The organism is Buchnera aphidicola (Nurudea shiraii) (assembly GCA_039829955.1).
GTDB lineage: Bacteria > Pseudomonadota > Gammaproteobacteria > Enterobacterales > Enterobacteriaceae > Buchnera_B > Buchnera_B aphidicola_AY.
Map to the genome: position 1 here is coordinate 1 of CP140035.1, position 21,556 is coordinate 21,556.

Here is a 21,556-nt window from a genome sequence, read left to right on the forward strand (position 1 = left end):
ATGTTATTTAAAAAAAAATTTGACGTTATAGTAGTAGGAGGAGGTCATGCAGGTACTGAAGCAGCATCAGCTTCTTCTAGGATGGGGAGCTCTACTTTATTAATTACCCAAAAAAAAAATACCATTGGTACTCTATCTTGTAATCCAGCTATTGGAGGTATTGGAAAAAGTCAATTAGTAAGAGAAATTGATGCTTTAGGAGGAATTATGGCAAGATGTATTGACAAATCGGGAATTCAATTTAGAATTTTAAATTCTGCAAAAGGTCCTGCTGTTCGTTCAACTAGAGCACAAGCAGATAGAAAAATTTACAGTCAAAATATTAAAAATTTTTTAAAACAACATAATAATTTAACGATAATAGAAGAAGAGGTGAAAGATTTTATAATAGACAATTTTCACATAAAAGGAGTTATAGTAAATAATGGAATTAAATTTTTTTCTAAGTCAGTAGTTTTAACTGCAGGAACTTTTCTAAAAGGAAAAATTTGTATTGGATTAAACAATTTCAGTGGAGGTAGAATAGGAAGTAATGCTTCCACTAACTTAGCTTTGAAACTCCGAGAACTTTTTCCTATGAATATATCTAGATTAAAAACAGGAACTCCTCCTAGATTAGATGGAAGAACAATCAATTTTGGTATATTAAAACCCCAATATAGTGATAATCCTTTACCAATATTTTCATTTATTGGAAATATACAGGAACATCCCAGACAAATTCCTTGTCACATTACATATACTAATGAAAAAACTCATGCAATTGTTAAAGAAAAATTAAATTTCAGTGCAATGTATTCAGGTATAATAAAAAGTATTGGTCCTCGGTATTGCCCCTCTCTTGAAGATAAAATAGTAAATTTTCCAGATAGACTAAAACATCAAATTTTTTTAGAACCAGGAAGTTTATTTGGAATTGAAATATATCCTAATGGCATTTCGACTAGTTTACCTGAAAATGTTCAGGTTGAATTAGTAAGATCAATAAAAGGATTAGAAAAAGCTAAGATAATTTGTCCCGGATATGCTATTGAATATGATTATTTTGATCCAAAATGTTTAAAATTAACTTTAGAAACTAAACTCATTTCAGGTTTATTTTTTGCTGGACAAATTAATGGTACTACGGGATATGAAGAAGCAGCTTCGCAAGGTTTATTATCTGGAATAAACGCGTCTTTACATGCATCAGATAAAGAAGAATGGTTTCCTAAACGTAATGAAGCTTATTTAGGCGTTCTTATTGATGATTTATGTACTAAAGGAACAAAAGAACCTTATCGAATGTTTACCGCACGATCTGAATATCGTTTAATGCTCCGAGAAGATAATGCAGATTTACGTTTAACAGAAATAGGAAGAAATTTAGGTTTAATAAATGAAGAAAGATGGAAACGTTACAATCAAAAATTGAAAAGTATCAAAAATGAATCATTACGTTTAAAAAATTTTATAATAAATCCTATTTCAATAAATATTGAAAAGTTAAATAAGTTTTGGAAACTAAAATTAAATAAAAAAATTAATGCAAGGGAATTATTAAGACGTCCAGAAGTTACTTATAATGATCTAATGAAATTAAATGAATTAGGTCCAGGTATAGAAGATTTAGAAGCTATACAACAAATAGAAATTCAAGAAAAATACAAAGGTTATATTTCTCGACAAAAAAAAGAAGTTATACGATATTTAAATAAAGAAAATATAACATTATCTAAAATAAAAAATTATCATGAGGTAAAAGGTTTATCTCATGAAGTAATCTCAAAATTAAATTTTTACAAACCGTATTCTATTGGTCAAGCTTCTCGAATTTCTGGAATCACTCCAGCTGCTATTTCAATTTTACTAATTTATTTAAAGAAAACTATAATACAAAATGTTTTATAATTTTTAAAATAAAATAAATTTAATTCATATTTTAGTAAATATTTTAAAAAATAAAATACTTGTATTTTATTTTTTAAATTATAAACAATATTATAGTTAAGATTTTAAAATTTAAATAATTTTATAAGGTAATATTTAAAATGGTTTTAGAAAAACAACTTAATTTCCCTCAATATATTAATCATCATTTACATCATTTGCAATTAAATTTACGCACTTTTCAGTTATCTAATGAAAATGAAAATTTTACTAATTTTTGGTCAATAAATATTGATTCAATATTTTTTTCTTTTATTTTAGGAATGGTATTTTTGTTTTCTTTCTTTAAAATATCAAAGAATTGTATTATTAACCATGTACCTAATAAATTTCAAATAGCTGTTGAGTTAACTGTTAATTTTATTAATAAAAGCGTTAATGATGTCTTCAAAAATACACATCAATTAATTGCTCCTCTATCTTTAACTATTTTTTCTTGGATTTTTTTAATGAATTTAATGGATTTATTACCTATTGACTTCATACCTTTTCTTTTTCAGTTTTTTTTTGGACTATCAAATTTTAAAATTGTTCCTACAACTGATATTAATATCACTATTTCAATGGCGTTAGGTATTTTTGTTTTAATTATTTATTATGGAATTAAGGTACAAGGAATAAAAAACTTCTTAAAAAATTTTATAGTACATCCATTTCAGAGCCCTGTTTTTTTTATTTTTAACATTTTTTTAGAAAGTATAGAATTATTATCTAAACCTATTTCTTTAGGATTGCGTTTATTTGGAAATATGTATTCTGGGGAAATGATATTCATATTAATTTCAGGATTATTGCCATGGTGGATACAATGGGTTTTAAGTCTTCCTTGGGCTATCTTTCATATTTTAATTATTTTTCTTCAATCTTTTATATTTATGATGTTATCAATAGTATATTTATCAATGGCTGTTAAAAATCATTAGTATATATCCATTCTCTAAAAAATTATAAAGGAAGATAATATATGCAAGGTATAAATTCAGATATGATTTATATATCAGTTTCTATAATGATAGGACTAGCTGCAATAGGCGCAGCAATTGGAATTGGAGTGTTAGGTAGTAAATTCTTAGAAGGAGCAGCTCGTCAACCTGATCTTATACCTTTATTACGTACTCAATTTTTTGTAATCATGGGTTTGGTTGATGCAATTCCTATGATTGCTGTAGGATTAGGGTTATATATGTTGTTCACAATAGTATAATATTTTTATATATTTGTATATTATATCTTTACGTTATTCTAAAATAACGTAAAGATACATGTCGTTAAAAAAGGAAATATAATATGAATCTCAATGCAACAATATTAGGTCAAGCAATTTCATTTTTTTTATTTGTTTTTTTTTGTATGAAATACATATGGCCTCCTATTATATTTGCAATAAATAGCAGACAAAAAGAAATATCAAACTCTTTATTACATGTAAAAATTAAAAAACAAGAATTAGATTCCTATCGGGAGAAAATAAATAATGAGATTAATATTATAAAACTCAATATGAAAGAAATTATCAATCAAACTAATCAAAAAAAAAATAATATTTTAAAAAAAGCTAACATACAAGCTCAAGAAGAAAGAAAAAAAATTTTAAAAAAAACTGAAGATGAAATAAAGATAGCATATCAAAAATTAAAACTTCAACTCAATAAAGAAACTAGTAAAATAGCTATTAAAATTTCTGAAAAAATAATAAAAGATAACATTAATAATAAAAATGCAAAAAATATTATTGATAATTTAATTAAAGTATTAAATAGCAGGACATTATACTAATGATTATAAACAAAAGTATATCGAAACTGTATGCTCAAGCAATTTATAAATTTTCTATTATTAATAATTCACTTAGTTCTTGGAAAATCATGTTAAAGTATATGGTTTATGTATCTAATCATGAAAAAATTAAAAAAATAATTTTGAGTATGTCTTTTTTTCAACAAATCAGGGAAATTTTTATTTCTGTTTGTGGAAATAAAATTGATACACATGCGAAAAATTTTATAAAAATTTTAGTAGAAAATAAACGTTTAATTTTTTTAGAAAACATATATACAGAATTTATTTCTTTATGCGATGCTCATAAAAATATTTTACATATCACAATTGTTTCAGCTTATACATTAACTCAAAATCAAATCAATAATATTAAAATAATGTTTGGAAAATATTTGTCTAACAATATAAATATAAAATATGAAATAAATAAAAATATTATTGATGGATTTATTATTAAATATAATGATTTAGTTATCGATTTGTCTATCAAATATCAATTAAAACAACTTTTGCATTTTTTACAATATTGAGAGAAACAATATGCATTTAAATTCTAGTGAAATAAGCGAATTAATAGAAAAAAGAATTTCTGAATTTAATATAACTAATAATACATACAATGAAGGAACAATTACTTCTGTTAGTGATGGAATTATACATATTTATGGTTTATCTAATGTTATGCAAGGAGAAATGCTGTCACTAGAAAATAATCAATATGCTATAGCATTAAATTTAGAAAGAAATTCTGTAGGAGCAATAGTTATGGGTGAATATAGGTATATTTCTGAAGGAGATAAAGTTCGATGTACTGGTCGAGTGTTTGACATTCCAGTAGGTTCTAACTTTTTAGGAAGAGTAGTAAATGCTTTAGGAAAACCTATTGATGGAAAAGGACCCATTAAAGAAGAGAAATATTTTCCTATAGAAGCTCCTGCTCCTGGAGTAATTGATAGAGAAACAATAAATCATCCATTACAAACTGGATATAAGTCTATTGATACAATGGTTCCTATAGGATGTGGGCAACGCGAATTAATAATAGGAGATAGACAGACTGGGAAAACTGCTTTAGTAATTGATACTATTATTAATCAAAAATCATTTAATATAAAATGTATTTATGTAGTTATAGGACAAAAATTTTCCACAGTTTCTCATGTAGTTAAAAAATTAGAAGATAATAACGCATTAAATCATACAATTATTATTGTAGCTTCAGCTTCGGAAGTTGCAGCTTTACAATATTTAGTACCATATTCTGGATGTGCTATGGGAGAATATTTTAGAAATAATGGAGAAGATGCTCTTATTGTTTATGATGATTTGTCTAAACATGCTATAGCGTATAGACAAATTTCTTTATTATTAAGAAGACCTCCAGGAAGAGAAGCTTTTCCGGGTGATATTTTTTATTTACATTCTAGATTATTAGAAAGATCATGTAAAGTTAATGGTCATTATTTAAGCAAATTTATACAAGGTGATACAAAAAATAAAACGGGTTCATTAACAGCTTTACCCATTATTGAAACACAAGGTGGGGATGTATCATCATTTATTCCTACTAATGTTATTTCTATTACTGATGGACAGATATTTTTAGAATCAAGTTTATTTAATTCTGGAATTCGTCCAGCTATTAATCCCGGAATTTCAGTGTCTCGCATAGGAAGTGCTGCTCAATGTAAAGTTATTCAATATGTTTCTTCTGGAATTCGAACAATTTTGGCACAATATCAAGAATTAGCTGCTTTTTCACAGTTTTCCTCTGATTTAGATAAAACTACTCGTAATCAATTAATTTATGGTAAAAAACTAATAGAGTTACTTAAACAAAAGCAATATCAACCTATGTCGGTTTCAGAACAAGCACTCATTCTTTTTTCAGCAAGTCAAGGTTTTATAAATGATATTTCAATAGAGAAGATAAAAGATTTTGAAGAAGCATTAATTTGTTTTTCTAATGAAACATTCCATGAATTTATGAAAAATGTTAATATATATGGTGATTTTAATAAAGACATAAAAAATCAATTTATCAATATTATTAATACTTTTAAATCAACTCAATATTTATAACTTTCAAAATATAATAAAAATTTAAGAGAACAGACTTATGTCTGAAATAAAAGAAATTCGAAATAAAATTAACTGTATAAAAAATACACAAAAAATTACTCGAGTAATGGAGATGATTTCTATTTCCAAAATGAAAAAAGCTGAATTAAAAATGAATTCTAGACGTTCATATTTAAATATAATTAAAGAAATCATAAATAACATTTTAAATAATAATACAAGATATCAACATTTGTATTTTGAAAAAAGAGAAATAAAAAAAGTTGGAATTATTGTTGTTTCAACAGATCGAGGATTGTGTAGTAGTTTAAATACTATCCTTTTTAAGAAAATTCAAAAGTTTATTAAAATAAAAAGTTATAAAAATATTAAATGTTATTTGTCGATTTTAGGATTAAAAGGAATATCATTTTTTAAGGCATTATTTAATGATGTTATTTATTATGAAACTAATTTTGGAAAAAAACATATATTTTCAAATTATTTAAACTTTATAAATATTTTTCTAAAATATTACGATGAAAAAAAAATTGATAATTTATTTCTTTCTTATAATCAGTTTGAAAATATTTTTTTTCAAAAACCATTAATTATAAAATTATTGCCTTTTTCAAAAAAAATGATATGTAAAAAACAAATTAATCGTTGGGATTATATATACGAATCTAATCCAAAATGTTTATTGGATACGTTATTTAAAAATTATATAAAATCTCAAATATATCAAGCTATTTTAGAAAACTATACATGCGAACAAACTGTCCGAATGATAGCTATGAAACAAGCTACAGATAATAGTAAAAATTTAATTAAAGATTTACAAATCTCTTATAATAAAGCACGCCAAAATAACATTACACAAGAATTAACTGAAATTATTTCAGGTGCTTCTGCAGTTTCATTAAGTTAATCAAAAAATTAGGAGTATATTTTAAATGGCTATTGGAAATATAGTCCAAATTATTGGTGCTGTAATTGATGTTGAATTTCCTTATAATGCAGTTCCTAAGATATATAACGCACTATCTGTAAAAAACAAAGATAAAAATTTAATTTTGGAAGTACAACAACAAATAGGATCAGGAATAGTCAGAACGATTGCTATGGGTTCTTCAGATGGATTAAAAAGAGGCTTATCGGTTATAGATTTAGAACATGGAATTAAAGTACCTGTAGGTATTTCAACATTAGGAAGAATTATAGATGTATTAGGAAAACCTATAGATATGAAAGGTCCAATAGAAAATAAAAATAGTATAGAATATCGAGAAATTCATAGAGCAGCACCTGGATATGAAGAACAATTAAATTCTTATACCATCTTAGAAACTGGAATTAAAGCTATTGATTTAATTTGTCCTTTTACAAAAGGAGGAAAAGTAGGTTTGTTTGGAGGTGCAGGAGTAGGAAAAACAGTAAATATGATGGAATTAATTAGAAATATTGCTATTAAACATGAAGGATACTCGGTTTTTGCAGGTGTAGGGGAAAGAATAAGAGAGGGTAGCGATTTTTATCATGAAATGAAAGCTTCTAAAGTACTAGATAAAGTTTCTTTAGTCTATGGACAAATGAATGAACCACCTGGAAATCGATTTCGTACTGCTTTTACAGGATTAACTATAGCTGAAAAGTTTCGAGATGAAGGTAAAGATGTTTTATTATTCATTGATAATATATATCGTTATACTTTAGCAGGAACAGAAGTCTCAGCATTACTTGGTCGTATACCTTCTGCTGTTGGATATCAACCTACATTATCTGAAGAAATGGGTTTATTACAAGAAAGAATAACATCAACCCAATCTGGATCTATTACTTCTATACAAGCAGTATATGTTCCTGCTGATGATTTAACTGATCCTTCTCCAGCTACTACTTTTGCACATTTAGATTCAATCATTACACTTAGTCGTCAAATAGCATCATTAGGAATATATCCTTCTATTGACCCTTTAAATTCTTCTAGTCGTCAATTAGATCCTCAAATTGTAGGTCAGGAACATTATGATGTAGCTGTCAATGTTCAATCTATTTTGCAAAAATATCAAGAACTTAAAGATATTATTGCAATATTAGGTATGGATGAATTATCTGAAGATGATAAAATTTTAGTATCTCGAGCTAGAAAAATACAAAAATTTTTATCTCAACCATTTTTTGTAGCAGAAGTTTTTACTAATTTTCCAGGAAAATATGTATCACTTCAAGATACAATCATTGGATTTAGAGATATTCTTAATGGAAAATTAGATGATTATCCAGAGAAAGAATTTTATATGATAGGTTCTATTAATGAAATTATAAATAAATTTAAAAAGTAATATAAGTTGAGTTTAAATTATGAACTTATTATTAAATATAGTTGAACCAGAAAAGCTTATTTATTCTGAAAAAATAAAAAAAATTCAAATTTTAGGAGAAAAAGGTGAATTAGGAATTTATCCTGGTCATTTACAATTATTGTCATTTATTCGCTCAGGAGTTGTGTATTTTTTAAATCAAGATAAAAAAAAATGTTATATATATTTGTCAGGGGGATTAATCGAAGTACAACCTAGGACAATAAATATTTTAGCTGATTTTTCTTTTAAATTTTCTAAGTTAGATATGATTTCAATAAAAAAACTAGAAAAAACAATAAGAAAAAAAATAAAAAAGAGTTGTATTCAGAACCAAGAAAAAATACTTAAAAATCTTTCTTATGAACTACAAAAAATACATTTACATAATACTTTAAAAAACAATTATTAAATAATTTTAAAATAAATTCTTTAAATGAAACAATTGAATAGAATAAATGTTTTCTAGCGGCAGGGAATAAAAATAATATAATTATTCCTGTCGCAAAATTTATATATAAAAATAAAACTTATGTATTATTATTTTAATATGAATTTTATATGTCAATGTTTTTTGCTTTTAATGCATGAAATTCTATAAATAACTTTCGTGGTTCCACAGAATCTCCCATAAGGGTGTTAAATAGTTTATTAGTATGATCAATATCATCAATAGTAATATTGAGCATTCGTCTGGTTTCAGGATTCATAGTAGTTTTCCATAATTGTTCTGGGTTCATTTCTCCTAAACCTTTATATCTTTGAATAAATATATTATTTAAAGATTCATTTAACAGTTTTTGAAAAGTTTTTTGAAAATTATTAAATGAATAATATTTGTTATTTTTCTGGATATGTATATTATTTTTAATTAAATTTTGTAATTTCTCTCCAAAAGAACTTATTTTTTGATACTCATAACTATTTAAAAAATTTGATTTAAAATCATAAATTTTCTTTTCTCCATGCTTATATTGCACAATAAATAATTTACAATTTTTTTTATTCGAATTTAGTATAATATTAAAGGAATAGTTTGAGTTATTGTTAGTTTTAGAATTTAAACCATCCACAAAATTTCTAGCCCAGCTTTTTAAATAATTTTCATCATTTAACTGATCTAATTTAGGATGATAAAGAAGTTCATTTAGAATAGTTAACGAAAAATAATATTGTACTTTATCAAATATAGTTTGAATGTTTTTATATTGTAATATTATTTTTTTTAACTTTTTAGAAGAATTGGGAATAGTTTTAACATTTTTAATATCTTGTAACTTAACATTTTCTAATATCAATTTAACTTTATATTTATCCATTGTTGCATTGTCTTTAATATATTTTTCTTTTTTTCCTTGAGTTATTTTAAATAATGGAGGTTGAGCAATATATAAATGTCCACGTTTAATGATTTCTGGCATGTATCGATAAAAAAATGTTAATAATAATGTTCTAATATGTGATCCATCAATATCAGCGTCTGTCATTATAATAATACGATGATATCGCAACTTTTCTGGATTATATTCATTTTCTCCTATTCCACATCCTAACACTGTTATAAGTGCTGTAACTTCTTGTGAAGATAACATTTTTTCAAATTTTGCTTTTTCTACATTTAAAATTTTTCCTTTTAAAGGAAGAATAGCTTGATTTCTTCTGTTTCTTGCTTGTTTTGCAGACCCACCTGCAGAATCTCCTTCTACTAAATAAATTTCTGATAAAAGAGGATCTTTTTCTTGACAATCAGCTAATTTTCCAGGAAGTATTGAAAAATCTAAATGACCTTTTTTTCGAGTAATTTCTCTTGCTTTTCGAGCTGCATTTCTTACTCTTGCAGATTCCAAAATTTTCGTAATAATATTTTTAGAATCATGAGGATTTTCTAAAAAAAATTCTACTAAATGTTCATTCACTAGAGATTCCATTACAGATCTTACTTCTGATGAAACTAACTTATTTTTAGTTTGAGAAGAAAATTTGGGATCACTAATTTTAATTGATATAATAGCTGTTAACCCTTCTCTTGAATCTTCTCCTGTTATATTTATTTTATTTTTTTTAACAATTCCTTCTTTTTCAATGAAGTTATTTATTGTTCGAGTAAGAGCAGACCTGAAACCAATTAGATGTGTTCCTCCATCTAATTGTGGAATATTATTAGTGAAACAACATATATTTTCTTTAAATCCATTGTTCCATTGCATAGCAATCTCTACTCCAACTTGATCTTTTTCGGAAGAAAAATAAATTATTTTAGAGTGAATAGATTTTTTTTGTTTATCTAAAAATTTTATAAATTCTTTTAAGCCTCCTTGATGAAAATAACTTTCGCTAATGTTTTTTTTAAGATCTTGTAAACGTATTGTAACTTTAGGATTTAAAAATGATAGTTCTTGTAATCTTTTAGATAAAATATTAAAATCAAATTTAGTGATGTTCGTAAAAATAGTCAAATTTGGCCAAAATTGTATTTTGGTACCTCTTAATTTAGTTTTTCCAATAATAGACAATGATTTTTTAGGATTTCCGTTATAATATGTTTGATGATATATTTTTGAATTTCTATAAATATTTAACTCTAGTTTCTCTGATAATGCATTGACGACTGATATGCCTACTCCATGTAAACCTCCTGAAATTTTGTAAGAATGATTATCAAACTTCCCTCCAGCATGCAATACGGTCATAATAACTTCTGCTGCTGAAATACCTTCATCGCTATGAATATCGACAGGTATTCCTCTTCCATCATCTTGAATAGATACAGAGTTATCTGTATGTATTATAACTATGATTTCTTTACAAAATCCTGACAATACTTCATCTATAGAATTATCTACTACTTCAAATACCATGTGATGTAGTCCAGTTCCATCATCTGTATTTCCTATGTACATTCCAGGACGTTTTCTAACAGCATCTAAACCTTTTAAAATTTTTATATTGAGCGAATTGTATGAATTTAGCATTTTAGTTCCTAATAAATTTTAAAATGTATTCGTAATAATTTTGCAAAAATATTTTTAGCGCTTTCTTCTTTTTAGAAAATTTTGATCTTAATATGTTCTATAAGCTCAACTTATATATAAATAATAAGTAAATTGTTTTAGTATTTCACATTTTTAAAGGCATTAAAATATATATTGATTGATAGTTATAGTTTTGATTGCAATTATTTTGCTGAATTTGAATTCTAGAATTAGTATCATTTACAAATAAAGATATTTCTTTATTTTCAATTACATTTAAAATTTCTAAAATATAATGCGCATTAATAGAAATTTTTATATCAATATTAGAGTAAATTATCTCTAATATTTCATATGCTTGCTCATCATATTGATTGCTAGTTGTAATTTTTAATTGATTTTTAAAACTTTCTATGCAAATACCTCTAAATGTTTCGTTAGATAAAATTATTATTCTTGATAGTGCTTGCTGAAATGAAGAAGTATTAACAATAATTTTTTTTTTGGGTTTTTTAAATATAATAGATGAATATTTTGGAAAATTTTCTGAAATTACTTTACTAGTAAAAGTAATGTTATTTATATGTATTTGAAAATGATTATTACTCATTTTAATAAATGTTAATTCTGAAGAATTTTCTAATAATCGTAATAATTCAATTACACTTTTTTTTGGTAATATTATAGAATAAAATTGATAAGAATGCTTTAAAGGTGTTTTACAAATTGCCATACGATAACCATCAGTAGCTATAGCATACAAATGTTGATTTCGTATTTCTAATAGTAATCCGTTAAGAAAACTCCGAATATCCTGAGTAGCTATAGAAAACTGAGTATTAAAAATAATAGTTTTAAATGTATTTTGTGATATAGAAAAATTAATTTGATGTTTTATTTCTTTAAAATTAGGAAAATTTATTGAGGGTAATGTTGCAAGTAAATAACAACTTTGTTTTGAAAAAATTTTTAGTTTATCCTTTTGTAACGATATTTCTATATTAGAATTTAAAGGAAATTTTCGGCATACAGCTAATAATTTTTTTCCTGATACTGTTACACTTCCTGGTAAATATGAGACAATTTCAGAAGTGTTAACTTGAATTTCTGACTCTAAGTTAGTAGAAGTTAGAAATAGAATATTTTTTTTTATTTGTATCAAAATATTTTCAAGTATAGGATTTAAAGGATTCCGTGTAACTAGATTATTTATTTTTTGTAAAAAATGTAAAAAAATTTTTTTTTATTTCAAATTTCATAATTTTAACTTACGTAAAGTAAATTTTTGAGTGTATTTCATAAATTTTAACAGTTTTTTCTTGAAATTAATTTTATTTCATAAATATATTTTGAAGTTTAAAAATATTTGTGTTTTTAAATATAAAAATTTATTCAATATTTTGAATGTATAATAAAGTAGCAAATAAGACTTAATTAAAAGATTTTATGTTGTATTTTAAATGCATTGTTGAATTTTAAAATTATATTAAGTAAAATTTTTATTTCTTAATTGTACTTTTATGTATTATATAAAATTGATATATTAATAATAAGATTTCTAAATATTTAATTTTTAAATTTTTAAACTTTACTATGATTTAATAGAGTTAAGTTATAAAAATAATTTCATTTTTAACAAATAAACAACTAAGGATATTTTAGTAATGAAACGAACTTTTCAGCCTTCTTTATTAAAAAGAAACAAATCTCATGGTTTTAGAAAGAGAATGAGTACAAAAAGTGGTCGTCATATTTTATCAAATCGAAGATCTAAGTTAAGAAATTATTTAACTGTTTCTTCTGTTAAATAGTTTTTGAAAAATGAAATTATTTTTTAAAAAAAGAATGAAATTATTGACTACTACACATTTTAAATATGTTTTTAATAAACCTAAAAAAATAAAATTTCAAGAATTAATTATCTTAACACGCGATAATAAATTGCAATTTCCAAGATTAGGAATAAGTATATCACGAAAAGATATTAAGCATTCATGTAGAAGAAATAAAACTAAACGAATTATTAGAGAAGTTTTCAGATTAATACAATATAAATTAATTTGTGCAGATTTTGTAGTAATTGTAAAGTTATATTTTAAAAATACAAATAATATATGTCTAAAGGAAAAATTAGAAAATTTATGGTCTTATTACTATCGTTAATTTCTCAATTTTTTATTTTTTTAATTTTGTTATATCAAAGATTTATTAGTATTTTAATAGTTCCTAGATGTCGATTTACACCTACGTGTTCAAATTATGCTTTATCTGTATTACGACGTTTTAATTTAATGAAAGGATGCTTTTTAATAGTAAAAAGAATATCAAAATGTCATCCTTTTCATTTTGGAGGTTATGATGATGTACCAAAAGATTAAAAATAGAAGAGAACATTAAATATGGATGTACAACGTAGTTTTTTTATTTTTGGATTTTTTTTTATTTTATTTTTAATTTGGGAAACATGGAAATTTCAATCTCATACTCATATTAATCAATTTCATCGGCAACATTATAATGTTTATTCAGAAAAAAATTCTAATGACAATAATATTTTTGTGACAACAGATGTTTTTCATATTCAAATTAATTTAAAGGGCGGGAATATAGAAAAGACTCAATTATTGAACTTTAGAGATCAATTGAATTCCATTCAACCATTTACTTTATTAGATACTAAAAATGGTTTTTTATATCATGCGGTAAGTGGATTAATTAAGAAAAATGACTTTCAGAATAAAAATTTTAGAGAAAAACTTACTTATAGAACTGAAAAGAAATTTTTTAAATTAAAGAAAGGTCAAAATGAATTGCAGATACCTTTAGTATGGATTTCTAAGGATGGTTTAAAATATGTTAAAACATTTATTTTTAAACCAAATTCATATGATATAATTTTAAAATACGAAATATATAATAATACTAATAAAAATTTAGAAATTATTATGTTTGGAGGATTACAGCAAACTATTGCAATAACTAAAAATAAAAGTTCTGAAAATTCTTCTTTTCAAACTTTCAGAGGTGCAGCATATTCTACAGACGATTTAAAATATGAAAAATATCAATTTAATTCTATATTAAAAAAAAATGATTTAAACGTCACTACATATAATGGGTGGATAGCAATGTTACAACAATATTTTGCTACTGCTTGGATTCCAGACAATACTCAATTAAATACATTTTATACTACTAAAATCAATCATAACACAGCCGAAATCGGATTTTATTCTGATACAATTAATGTTAAGCCATTTAGTAAGAAGATATATACTTCGAAATTATGGATAGGACCAGAAATACAAGACAAAATGGCAACTTTAGCGCCTTATCTTGATTTAACAGTAGATTATGGATTTTTATGGTTTCTTTCTCAACCATTGTTTAAATTATTAAAGTTTTTAAATAGTATTGTTGAAAATTGGGGAATATCTATTATTTTAATAACTCTTATTATTAGAGGAATAATGTATCCTTTGACTAAATCTCAATATAGAATTATGAGTAAAATGAAAGAACTTCAACCGAAAATTGATAAAATAAAACAAGATTATAAAGATAATAAAAAACAAATTAGCGAAGAAATATTAATATTATATAAACAAGAAAAAATTAATCCTTTAGGAGGTTGTATTCCATTATTTATACAAATGCCTATTTTTTTAGCATTATATTATATGTTAATAAGTTCTATAGAATTACGACATGCACCTTTTGTATGGTGGATTAAAGATTTATCTAGTCAAGATCCATATTATATTTTACCTATTATAATGGGTTTTACAATGTTTCTTATTCAATATGTCACACCAAGCAATACATTAAAAACAGATTCTTTTCAAACATATACAATGTGTATTGTTCCAATAGTATTTACATTGTTTTTTTTATGGTTTCCTTCTGGGTTAGTACTTTATTATATTATTAGTAATTTTGTAACTGTTATTCAACAAAAAGTTATCTCGAATTATTTTAAAAAAAATAAAATTTCTATATGATCAATAAATTAAACAATTAGTAGATTATAATGTTAATAACATGTATTTTTTTATAAAACATTGGTTTTTAAAAGCATGATTCTCAAAAATGATACAATTGTATCGAGAGTAACACCATTAATTCGATGCAATATTGGAATAATTAGAATTTCTGGACCTTTGACATCTAAAGTATCTATTAAAATTTTAGGAAAAATTCCTTTAGAAAGACATGCGAGTTATCTTCCTTTTTTTGATATAAAAGGGAAAATTTTAGATCATGGAATTGCATTATGGTTTCCTGGTCCTCATTCTTTTACCGGAGAAGATAGTTTGGAATTGCAAGGTCACGGAAATCCAATTATATTAAATTTAATTATTTCTAACATATTATCTATTCCTAATATTCGATTATCTCGACCGGGAGAATTTTCTGAACGAGCTTTTTTGAATGGAAAAATTGATTTAATACAGGCTGAGTCCATAGCTGATTTAATAAATGCTAATTCTGAAAAAGCTGCATATGCCGCTTTAAATTCATTGCAAGGTGTTTTTTCTTCTTATATTAACAAACTTATTGATAAAATTAAAAAGTTTAGAATAATTATAGAGACATATATTAATTTTTCTGAACATGAAACAGATTTAAATTTTAAATGTGATATTGAAAAAGAAATTAATACATTAATTTCTTTTTTAAAAAATATTTTAAAAAAATCGATTCAAACTTTTATTCTTCATGAAAGTATTAAAATAGTTATATGTGGTGCACCTAATTCAGGAAAATCAAGTTTGTTAAATTCTTTATCTAAAACTAATCGTGCCATAGTTACTAATATACCAGGTACTACACGTGATATTATTTATGCAAATGTAGACATTAAAGGTATTTCTTTTAATTTGGTAGACACGGCTGGTTTACGTTTAACAGAAGATTTAATTGAACGTATAGGTATTCAACTTGCTTGGAAAGAGATTAATTCAGCTGATCATGTATTCTTTATTATTGATGGTACATCAACTTTTCATGATCAAATAAAGAATTATACTAATTTTACTAAATTTATATCTAATGAAATTAATGTTACTATTATTTTTAATAAATTAGATCTTGATAATTTTCGAGTTAATTTTGAGTATTTCAAAAATAAGAATTATATGTCTGTATCTGTTTTAACTAATCAAGGTATTGAAAAATTACGAGATCACTTATGTAATATTTTTAAAATTGATGAATTTTTTAGTAATAATGAAAATATTTTTTTAGCTAGACAACGTCATATTAATATTTTAAAAGAAGTATTAAATCACATTAGAAAAAGTAAAAAATATTGGAAAAATTTTTTTAATATTGAATTGTTGGCTGAAGATTTAAGAATTTGTCAAGATAAATTAAATTTAATTACTGGATCTTATACTACCGATCAATTATTAACTGATATTTTTTCTAGTTTTTGTATAGGAAAATAGAAAATGAAATATTTCTATTCTATAAAATAGTTCATGTGTAAACAATTGTAATATTTTTTAAAAAATATTTTGATATGTATTCAAAGAACATAAAGGTGAAATTTTGAGAAATTAGCTTATTTTTTAAAGTTTTTTATGCGATTATATAAATTTAATAAAGAGATCATAAAATACTTAATAGAATATATTTTATAGAATTTGAATAGACAACTTAATTAATCTAAATTTTTTAAATTGAAATAAAAATTAAAATAATCTTAGTTCTATTTTTGAAATTGTAAACTTCTTAAAAAACATTTATTTTAAATGTTTTTATAATTATAAATGCTAATTTTACTAGAAATATCGATATTTTAATAAAGTAAAAACTTTCGATTTTTACCTATTATTGTTTTTAGTTTGTATTTATTAAATTTTTTAAAAAATGCTTTTTTTTTTAAATTTTGAATAAATATAAAGAAAAATTTTTTAAAATATAGTTAAAATTATATGTGAATATATTTTTAAAAATTATTAAAAAGTATAATATAAAATATATCAACGAACAACAAAAAATTAACATAAACGTACAAGTCATAAAAGTAAATTCTTATTAATTCTTTAAATTTTGTTTTAATATTAGTTATCAGTGATTATTTTATATAAAATTTGAGTATATGGAATTTTATTATTTTATATCTATATGCCTGGAGGCGGAATTGAACCACCGACACGAGGATTTTCAGTCCTCTGCTCTACCGACTGAGCTATCCAGGCGTAATAAAGAGAATTCTATTAAAACATTAATAATTTAATAATGTCAATAACTTTTTAGATAAAACTAATACTTCTATGAAATATATACAAATATGTGATATTATATTTTATATATAGTTTTATAAATCTTAAAATTAAAAATTATAGCTTTTTATAATTCAATGGTTTTCACAAGATCATAAAAATAAAATTTTTTTTAATACTTGAAAGTATTAATTAAAATCCATATATTTATAACATAAAATGTTTAGAATAGGTAAAGTTTTGGAATTTGATTTTTAAAGGAGACAGTATTACATGAAAATTCGTCCATTACATGATCGTGTTATAGTAAAACGTCAAGAAACAGAATCCAAATCAGCAGGAGGAATTGTTTTAACAGGATCAGCTGCTGCAAAGTCTACAAGAGGAACAGTAATTTCTGTTGGTAAAGGTCGTATTTTAGACAATGGAAATATAAAATCATTAGATGTTAAAGTTGGTGATGTAGTTATTTTTAATGAAGGTTATGGTGCGAAAATTGAAAAAATTGATAATGAAGAATTATTAATTTTAACTGAAAGTGATATATTAGCAATAGTTGAAGATTAATTTTAAGTATGTGCTCAATAAACCACATTTTAAGTTTAAGGAAAAAATTCTATGGCTGCTAAAGACGTAAAATTTGGAAATGAAGCTCGTGTTAAAATGCTTCGAGGGGTCAATGTATTAGCTGATGCAGTAAAAGTAACTTTAGGACCAAAAGGTAGAAATGTTGTTTTAGATAAATCTTTTGGTGCACCTAGCATTACTAAAGATGGTGTATCTGTTGCTAGAGAAATAGAGTTAGAAGATAAATTTGAGAATATGGGCGCTCAAATGGTAAAAGAAGTGGCTTCCAAAGCTAATGATGCAGCTGGTGATGGAACGACAACCGCAACTTTATTAGCTCAAGCAATTGTAAATGAAGGTTTAAAGGCTGTAGCTGCAGGTATGAATCCAATGGATTTGAAAAGAGGCATTGATAAAGCAGTTATTGCAGCAGTAGCAGAGCTCAAAAATTTATCGGTTCCATGCTCTGATTCTAAAGCTATTACGCAAGTTGGTACAATTTCAGCTAATGCTGATGAAAAAGTTGGTATGTTAATTGCTGATGCTATGGAAAAAGTAGGAAAAGATGGGGTTATTACTGTCGAAGAAGGTACTGGACTACAAGATGAATTAGAAGTAGTAAAAGGTATGCAGTTTGATAGAGGTTATTTATCACCGTATTTCATTAACAAACCAGATACAGGGATTGTAGAATTAGATAATCCTTATATTTTAATGGCTGATAAAAAAATTTCTAATGTTCGGGAATTACTTCCAATATTAGAAGCAGTAGCAAAGTCTGGAAAACCTTTATTAATTATTTCAGAAGATTTAGAGGGAGAAGCATTAGCAACTTTAGTAGTTAATTCTATTAGAGGTATTGTTAAAGTAGCAGCAGTTAAAGCACCAGGATTTGGTGATCGTCGTAAAGCAATGTTACAAGATATTTCTATATTAACAGCTGGATCTGTAATTTCAGAAGAACTAGCGATGGAATTAGAGAAATCTACTTTAGAAGACTTAGGTCAAGCTAAACGTGTAGTAATAAGCAAAGATACAACCACTATTATAGGTGGAATAGGAGAAAAATACGATATTAGAAATAGAATTAGTCAAATTCGTCAACAAATTCAAGAAGCTACTTCTGATTATGATAAAGAAAAATTAAACGAGAGATTAGCAAAATTATCAGGTGGAGTAGCTGTGTTAAAAGTTGGTGCTGCTACAGAAGTAGAAATGAAAGAGAAAAAAGCTCGTGTAGAAGATGCTTTACATGCTACTCGTGCTGCTGTAGAAGAAGGTGTTGTTCCGGGAGGTGGAGTAGCTTTGGTTAGAGTTGCTGCTAAAGTTTCTAATCTTCTTGGACAAAATGAAGATCAAAACGTAGGTATAAGAGTTGCTCTTCGCGCTATGGAAGCACCTTTACGTCAGATTGTTTCTAATTCTGGAGAAGAACCTTCTGTTGTAACTAATAATGTTAAAGATGGAAAAGGAAATTATGGATATAATGCTGCTACAGATGAATATGGAGATATGATACATTTTGGTATTTTAGATCCTACTAAAGTAACTCGTTCAGCATTACAGTATGCTTCTTCTGTTGCTGGATTGATGATAACAACAGAATGTATGGTGACAGATTTGCCGAAAGATGAAAAATCTGACTTAAACAGCACTCCTTCTGCTCCTGGTATGGGTGGTATGGGTGGAATGATGTAATTTAGTAAAAATTTTAAATATATTTATTATTATTTTAATATTTCTCTCCTTTAGATGTAAAATATTAGGAGAGAAATATTTTTATTAAAAATTAGAAATGTAATTTAAAGTTTTAGTTTTAAAATTGTTAGAATATTAAAAATTAAATATTTTTTATAAATTTTAAAATTTATACATTTTGAATGTATTATGATTCATATAAAACGTTATCGAAATGCTTTTAAATTTTTATTGACATTTCAAAATATATATGATTTTAATCATAGTTAAAATTTTATAAAATTTTTATATATTTAAAGATAGAATTTTAATTTTAGATTTTATATTTAATTAGATTTCATAGGATTTATATTTTTTTTAAAATATAATATAATTTTATATTTACTTATTATTTCAAAATTTTATATATGTCTTCTGTAACTTTCCCATTCAAATGTCAACCATAAGCTGTTTCCTAGACGCATACGATCAATAACACGTTCACCTAATAATGCTTTTAATCCTCTGTAATTTAAATTTGATAACATTCCCGTTGAGCGTTTTGATGATGACCTTCTATCTACAATTTGATTAATAATGATTTTTTCATATTTTGATTCTATTTGCATTCCAATCTCATCTATCATTAATAAATCTACATTACTTAAATTTTTTAATAAAGTTTCTTCAGTTGTATCACTGTTTCCATTAAAAGTACTTTTTATATTAGACATTAAATCTGCAACAGTTATGATCAATACACTTTTTCCATTTAAAATTAAATAATTACCTATGGCAGAAGCTAAGTGATTTTTTCCAGTTCCAGGTTTCCCAGAGAAAATAAAACTCGATATATTTTTATTAAATTCTTTAGCATATTTTTTTGCAGCTCTAGCTACTTTTTTATGTCCTTCGTGTTCAATACGATAGTTTTTAAAAGAACAATTCAAATATAATTCTTTAATTCCTGATTGTCCTAAAATATGTTTTATTTTTGTTTTTTTATTTTTTTTTAAAATAGCTTCAGATGATAGTCTTCCTTGTTCTTGATTCCATGCTAGTAAGTCTTCATCATGTGTAAATTTTGGTTTAACATGTTTTGGCATTAAACATTGAAGGCGTTTTAAAAATTTTTTATTTTCGTTCATTTTTTCTCAAGAGTATTTTAGATATTTAATTAGAAATTAATATTGATATTATGGAATTTCGAATAATATAAATTTGAACATATTTTAAAATAATACTTATTTATATATTTTATTTAAAACATGAATTGAAATTTTGAGTTTTTAAATAAAATATAAATTAATAAAAAATTGTTTTATTATATATTTTAATATTAAAAAGATATTTTAATCATATTTTTTGCATATGTGAAGTTGATAATTCACTTTTTTTGTTTTTTTTTCTTTGTATAATTTCCAATTTTTTGGTATAAATATTTTTTTCGATGTATTTTCTCTTTCTATATATATTAGCGAATGATTTTTTGTATATCGGTTTTTTTCTAGTTGAATAATAGAATCTTGTAATAACGTAGTATTAAAAGGAGGGTCTAAAAATATTATGTCGTAAGATTTCCTTGCTTTCTTTAACCATGTTATAGCATGTTTGTGTATTATTTTAAAATTTTTTATATTTAGTTCTATAAGTTTTTTTTTAATTTCATATACTATTTTTTTTTTTCTATAAAAGTTACATGAGAAGCTTGACGAGAAATTGCTTCTATTCCTAATATTCCACTTCCAGAGAAACAATCTAAACATGTAGCATGAATAATTTTTTCTTTTATCCAATTGAATAATGTTTCCCGCATACGATCAGTGGTAGGTCGTATTCCAGAATTTTTTTTAATTAAAATTTTTTGTCCTCGGAATTTTCCACTTATAATTCGGATTTTATTTTTTTTCATATTTTATAAATTTTCAATTATGTAATTTAAATGAATTTTTATTTTTAAAATTTTATATATGTATTT

At 24.4% G+C, this 21,556-nt stretch carries 21 protein-coding genes and 1 tRNA gene; 16 read left to right on the plus strand and 6 right to left on the minus strand.

Going from position 1 to position 21,556, the window contains the following annotated elements; genetic code table 11:
• The 9 genes from mnmG to atpC all read left to right on the plus strand — a co-directional run bounded on the left by mnmG (window position 1) and on the right by atpC (window position 8,544).
• Window positions 1-1,890, plus strand: coding sequence for a tRNA uridine-5-carboxymethylaminomethyl(34) synthesis enzyme MnmG (gene mnmG / locus U0T63_00005; protein ID XBC39242.1), 1,890 nt, complete (start codon window positions 1-3; stop codon window positions 1,888-1,890).
• A 140-nt stretch (window positions 1,891-2,030) separates the two neighbouring features.
• Entirely contained in the window at window positions 2,031-2,852 is an 822-nt protein-coding gene (gene atpB, locus U0T63_00010) for a F0F1 ATP synthase subunit A (GenBank protein ID XBC39243.1), read from the plus strand.
• Window positions 2,853-2,893: 41 nt separating this feature from the next.
• Window positions 2,894-3,133, plus strand: coding sequence for a F0F1 ATP synthase subunit C (gene atpE / locus U0T63_00015; GenBank protein ID XBC39244.1), 240 nt, complete (start codon window positions 2,894-2,896; stop codon window positions 3,131-3,133).
• A gap of 83 nt (window positions 3,134-3,216) precedes the next feature.
• The gene (locus U0T63_00020) at window positions 3,217-3,705 is read left to right on the plus strand and encodes a F0F1 ATP synthase subunit B (GenBank protein XBC39245.1); all 489 of its coding nucleotides are present in this window, start codon (window positions 3,217-3,219) and stop codon (window positions 3,703-3,705) included.
• Complete coding sequence (gene atpH, locus U0T63_00025; GenBank protein XBC39246.1) at window positions 3,705-4,238, plus strand: ATP synthase F1 subunit delta; 534 nt, start codon at window positions 3,705-3,707, stop codon at window positions 4,236-4,238. The genes U0T63_00020 and atpH overlap by 1 nt, the downstream gene beginning before the upstream one ends.
• Before the next feature lie 10 nt (window positions 4,239-4,248).
• The gene (gene atpA, locus U0T63_00030; protein XBC39247.1) at window positions 4,249-5,790 is read left to right on the plus strand and encodes a F0F1 ATP synthase subunit alpha; all 1,542 of its coding nucleotides are present in this window, start codon (window positions 4,249-4,251) and stop codon (window positions 5,788-5,790) included.
• Between the two features lie 37 nt (window positions 5,791-5,827).
• Complete coding sequence (gene atpG, locus U0T63_00035) at window positions 5,828-6,700, plus strand: ATP synthase F1 subunit gamma (GenBank protein XBC39248.1); 873 nt, start codon at window positions 5,828-5,830, stop codon at window positions 6,698-6,700.
• Window positions 6,701-6,725: 25 nt separating this feature from the next.
• Window positions 6,726-8,114 (plus strand): F0F1 ATP synthase subunit beta, encoded by a 1,389-nt coding sequence (gene atpD / locus U0T63_00040; GenBank protein XBC39249.1) that lies wholly within the window; start codon window positions 6,726-6,728, stop codon window positions 8,112-8,114.
• A 19-nt stretch (window positions 8,115-8,133) separates the two neighbouring features.
• On the plus strand, window positions 8,134-8,544 hold the full coding sequence (gene atpC / locus U0T63_00045) for an ATP synthase F1 subunit epsilon (protein ID XBC39250.1): 411 nt from the start codon (window positions 8,134-8,136) through the stop codon (window positions 8,542-8,544).
• A 145-nt stretch (window positions 8,545-8,689) separates the two neighbouring features.
• On the opposite strand, the gene gyrB is transcribed toward atpC, so the two are convergent.
• Both gyrB and dnaN read right to left on the minus strand, forming a co-directional pair.
• Window positions 8,690-11,104 (minus strand): DNA topoisomerase (ATP-hydrolyzing) subunit B, encoded by a 2,415-nt coding sequence (gene gyrB / locus U0T63_00050; protein ID XBC39251.1) that lies wholly within the window; start codon window positions 11,102-11,104, stop codon window positions 8,690-8,692.
• Window positions 11,105-11,249: 145 nt separating this feature from the next.
• Window positions 11,250-12,341, minus strand: a complete 1,092-nt coding sequence (dnaN, locus tag U0T63_00055) for a DNA polymerase III subunit beta (protein ID XBC39511.1) — start codon at window positions 12,339-12,341, stop codon at window positions 11,250-11,252.
• Between the two features lie 427 nt (window positions 12,342-12,768).
• On the opposite strand from dnaN, the gene rpmH reads away from it, so the two are divergent.
• The 5 genes from rpmH to mnmE all read left to right on the plus strand — a co-directional run bounded on the left by rpmH (window position 12,769) and on the right by mnmE (window position 16,554).
• Window positions 12,769-12,915 carry a 50S ribosomal protein L34 gene (gene rpmH, locus U0T63_00060; protein ID XBC39252.1) on the plus strand — a complete coding sequence of 49 codons (147 nt, stop codon included), beginning with the start codon at window positions 12,769-12,771 and terminating at the stop codon, window positions 12,913-12,915.
• Window positions 12,916-12,949: 34 nt separating this feature from the next.
• On the plus strand, window positions 12,950-13,267 hold the full coding sequence (gene rnpA, locus U0T63_00065) for a ribonuclease P protein component (GenBank protein XBC39253.1): 318 nt from the start codon (window positions 12,950-12,952) through the stop codon (window positions 13,265-13,267).
• On the plus strand, window positions 13,246-13,482 hold the full coding sequence (gene yidD, locus U0T63_00070; GenBank protein ID XBC39254.1) for a membrane protein insertion efficiency factor YidD: 237 nt from the start codon (window positions 13,246-13,248) through the stop codon (window positions 13,480-13,482). The genes rnpA and yidD overlap by 22 nt, the downstream gene beginning before the upstream one ends.
• A 21-nt stretch (window positions 13,483-13,503) precedes the next feature.
• Entirely contained in the window at window positions 13,504-15,105 is a 1,602-nt protein-coding gene (gene yidC / locus U0T63_00075) for a membrane protein insertase YidC (protein ID XBC39255.1), read from the plus strand.
• A 75-nt stretch (window positions 15,106-15,180) separates the two neighbouring features.
• Window positions 15,181-16,554 carry a tRNA uridine-5-carboxymethylaminomethyl(34) synthesis GTPase MnmE gene (mnmE, locus tag U0T63_00080; protein ID XBC39256.1) on the plus strand — a complete coding sequence of 458 codons (1,374 nt, stop codon included), beginning with the start codon at window positions 15,181-15,183 and terminating at the stop codon, window positions 16,552-16,554.
• A 683-nt stretch (window positions 16,555-17,237) separates the two neighbouring features.
• On the opposite strand, the gene U0T63_00085 is transcribed toward mnmE, so the two are convergent.
• Window positions 17,238-17,310: transfer RNA gene (locus U0T63_00085), tRNA-Phe, on the minus strand.
• Window positions 17,311-17,607: 297 nt separating this feature from the next.
• Here U0T63_00085 and U0T63_00090 point away from each other — a divergent pair.
• Together U0T63_00090 and groL are read left to right on the plus strand one after the other, a co-directional pair.
• Window positions 17,608-17,901, plus strand: coding sequence for a co-chaperone GroES (locus U0T63_00090; protein XBC39257.1), 294 nt, complete (start codon window positions 17,608-17,610; stop codon window positions 17,899-17,901).
• 51 nt (window positions 17,902-17,952) lie between these two features.
• Window positions 17,953-19,599 (plus strand): chaperonin GroEL, encoded by a 1,647-nt coding sequence (gene groL, locus U0T63_00095; GenBank protein XBC39258.1) that lies wholly within the window; start codon window positions 17,953-17,955, stop codon window positions 19,597-19,599.
• A 401-nt stretch (window positions 19,600-20,000) separates the two neighbouring features.
• On the opposite strand, the gene dnaC is transcribed toward groL, so the two are convergent.
• The 3 genes from dnaC to U0T63_00110 form a co-directional block, all read right to left on the minus strand.
• Window positions 20,001-20,726, minus strand: a complete 726-nt coding sequence (dnaC, locus tag U0T63_00100; GenBank protein XBC39259.1) for a DNA replication protein DnaC — start codon at window positions 20,724-20,726, stop codon at window positions 20,001-20,003.
• A gap of 204 nt (window positions 20,727-20,930) precedes the next feature.
• Entirely contained in the window at window positions 20,931-21,344 is a 414-nt protein-coding gene (locus U0T63_00105) for an RsmD family RNA methyltransferase (protein XBC39260.1), read from the minus strand.
• On the minus strand, window positions 21,251-21,490 hold the full coding sequence (locus tag U0T63_00110; protein XBC39261.1) for an RsmD family RNA methyltransferase: 240 nt from the start codon (window positions 21,488-21,490) through the stop codon (window positions 21,251-21,253). The genes U0T63_00105 and U0T63_00110 overlap by 94 nt, the downstream gene beginning before the upstream one ends.
• Between the last annotated feature and the right edge of the window lie 66 nt (window positions 21,491-21,556).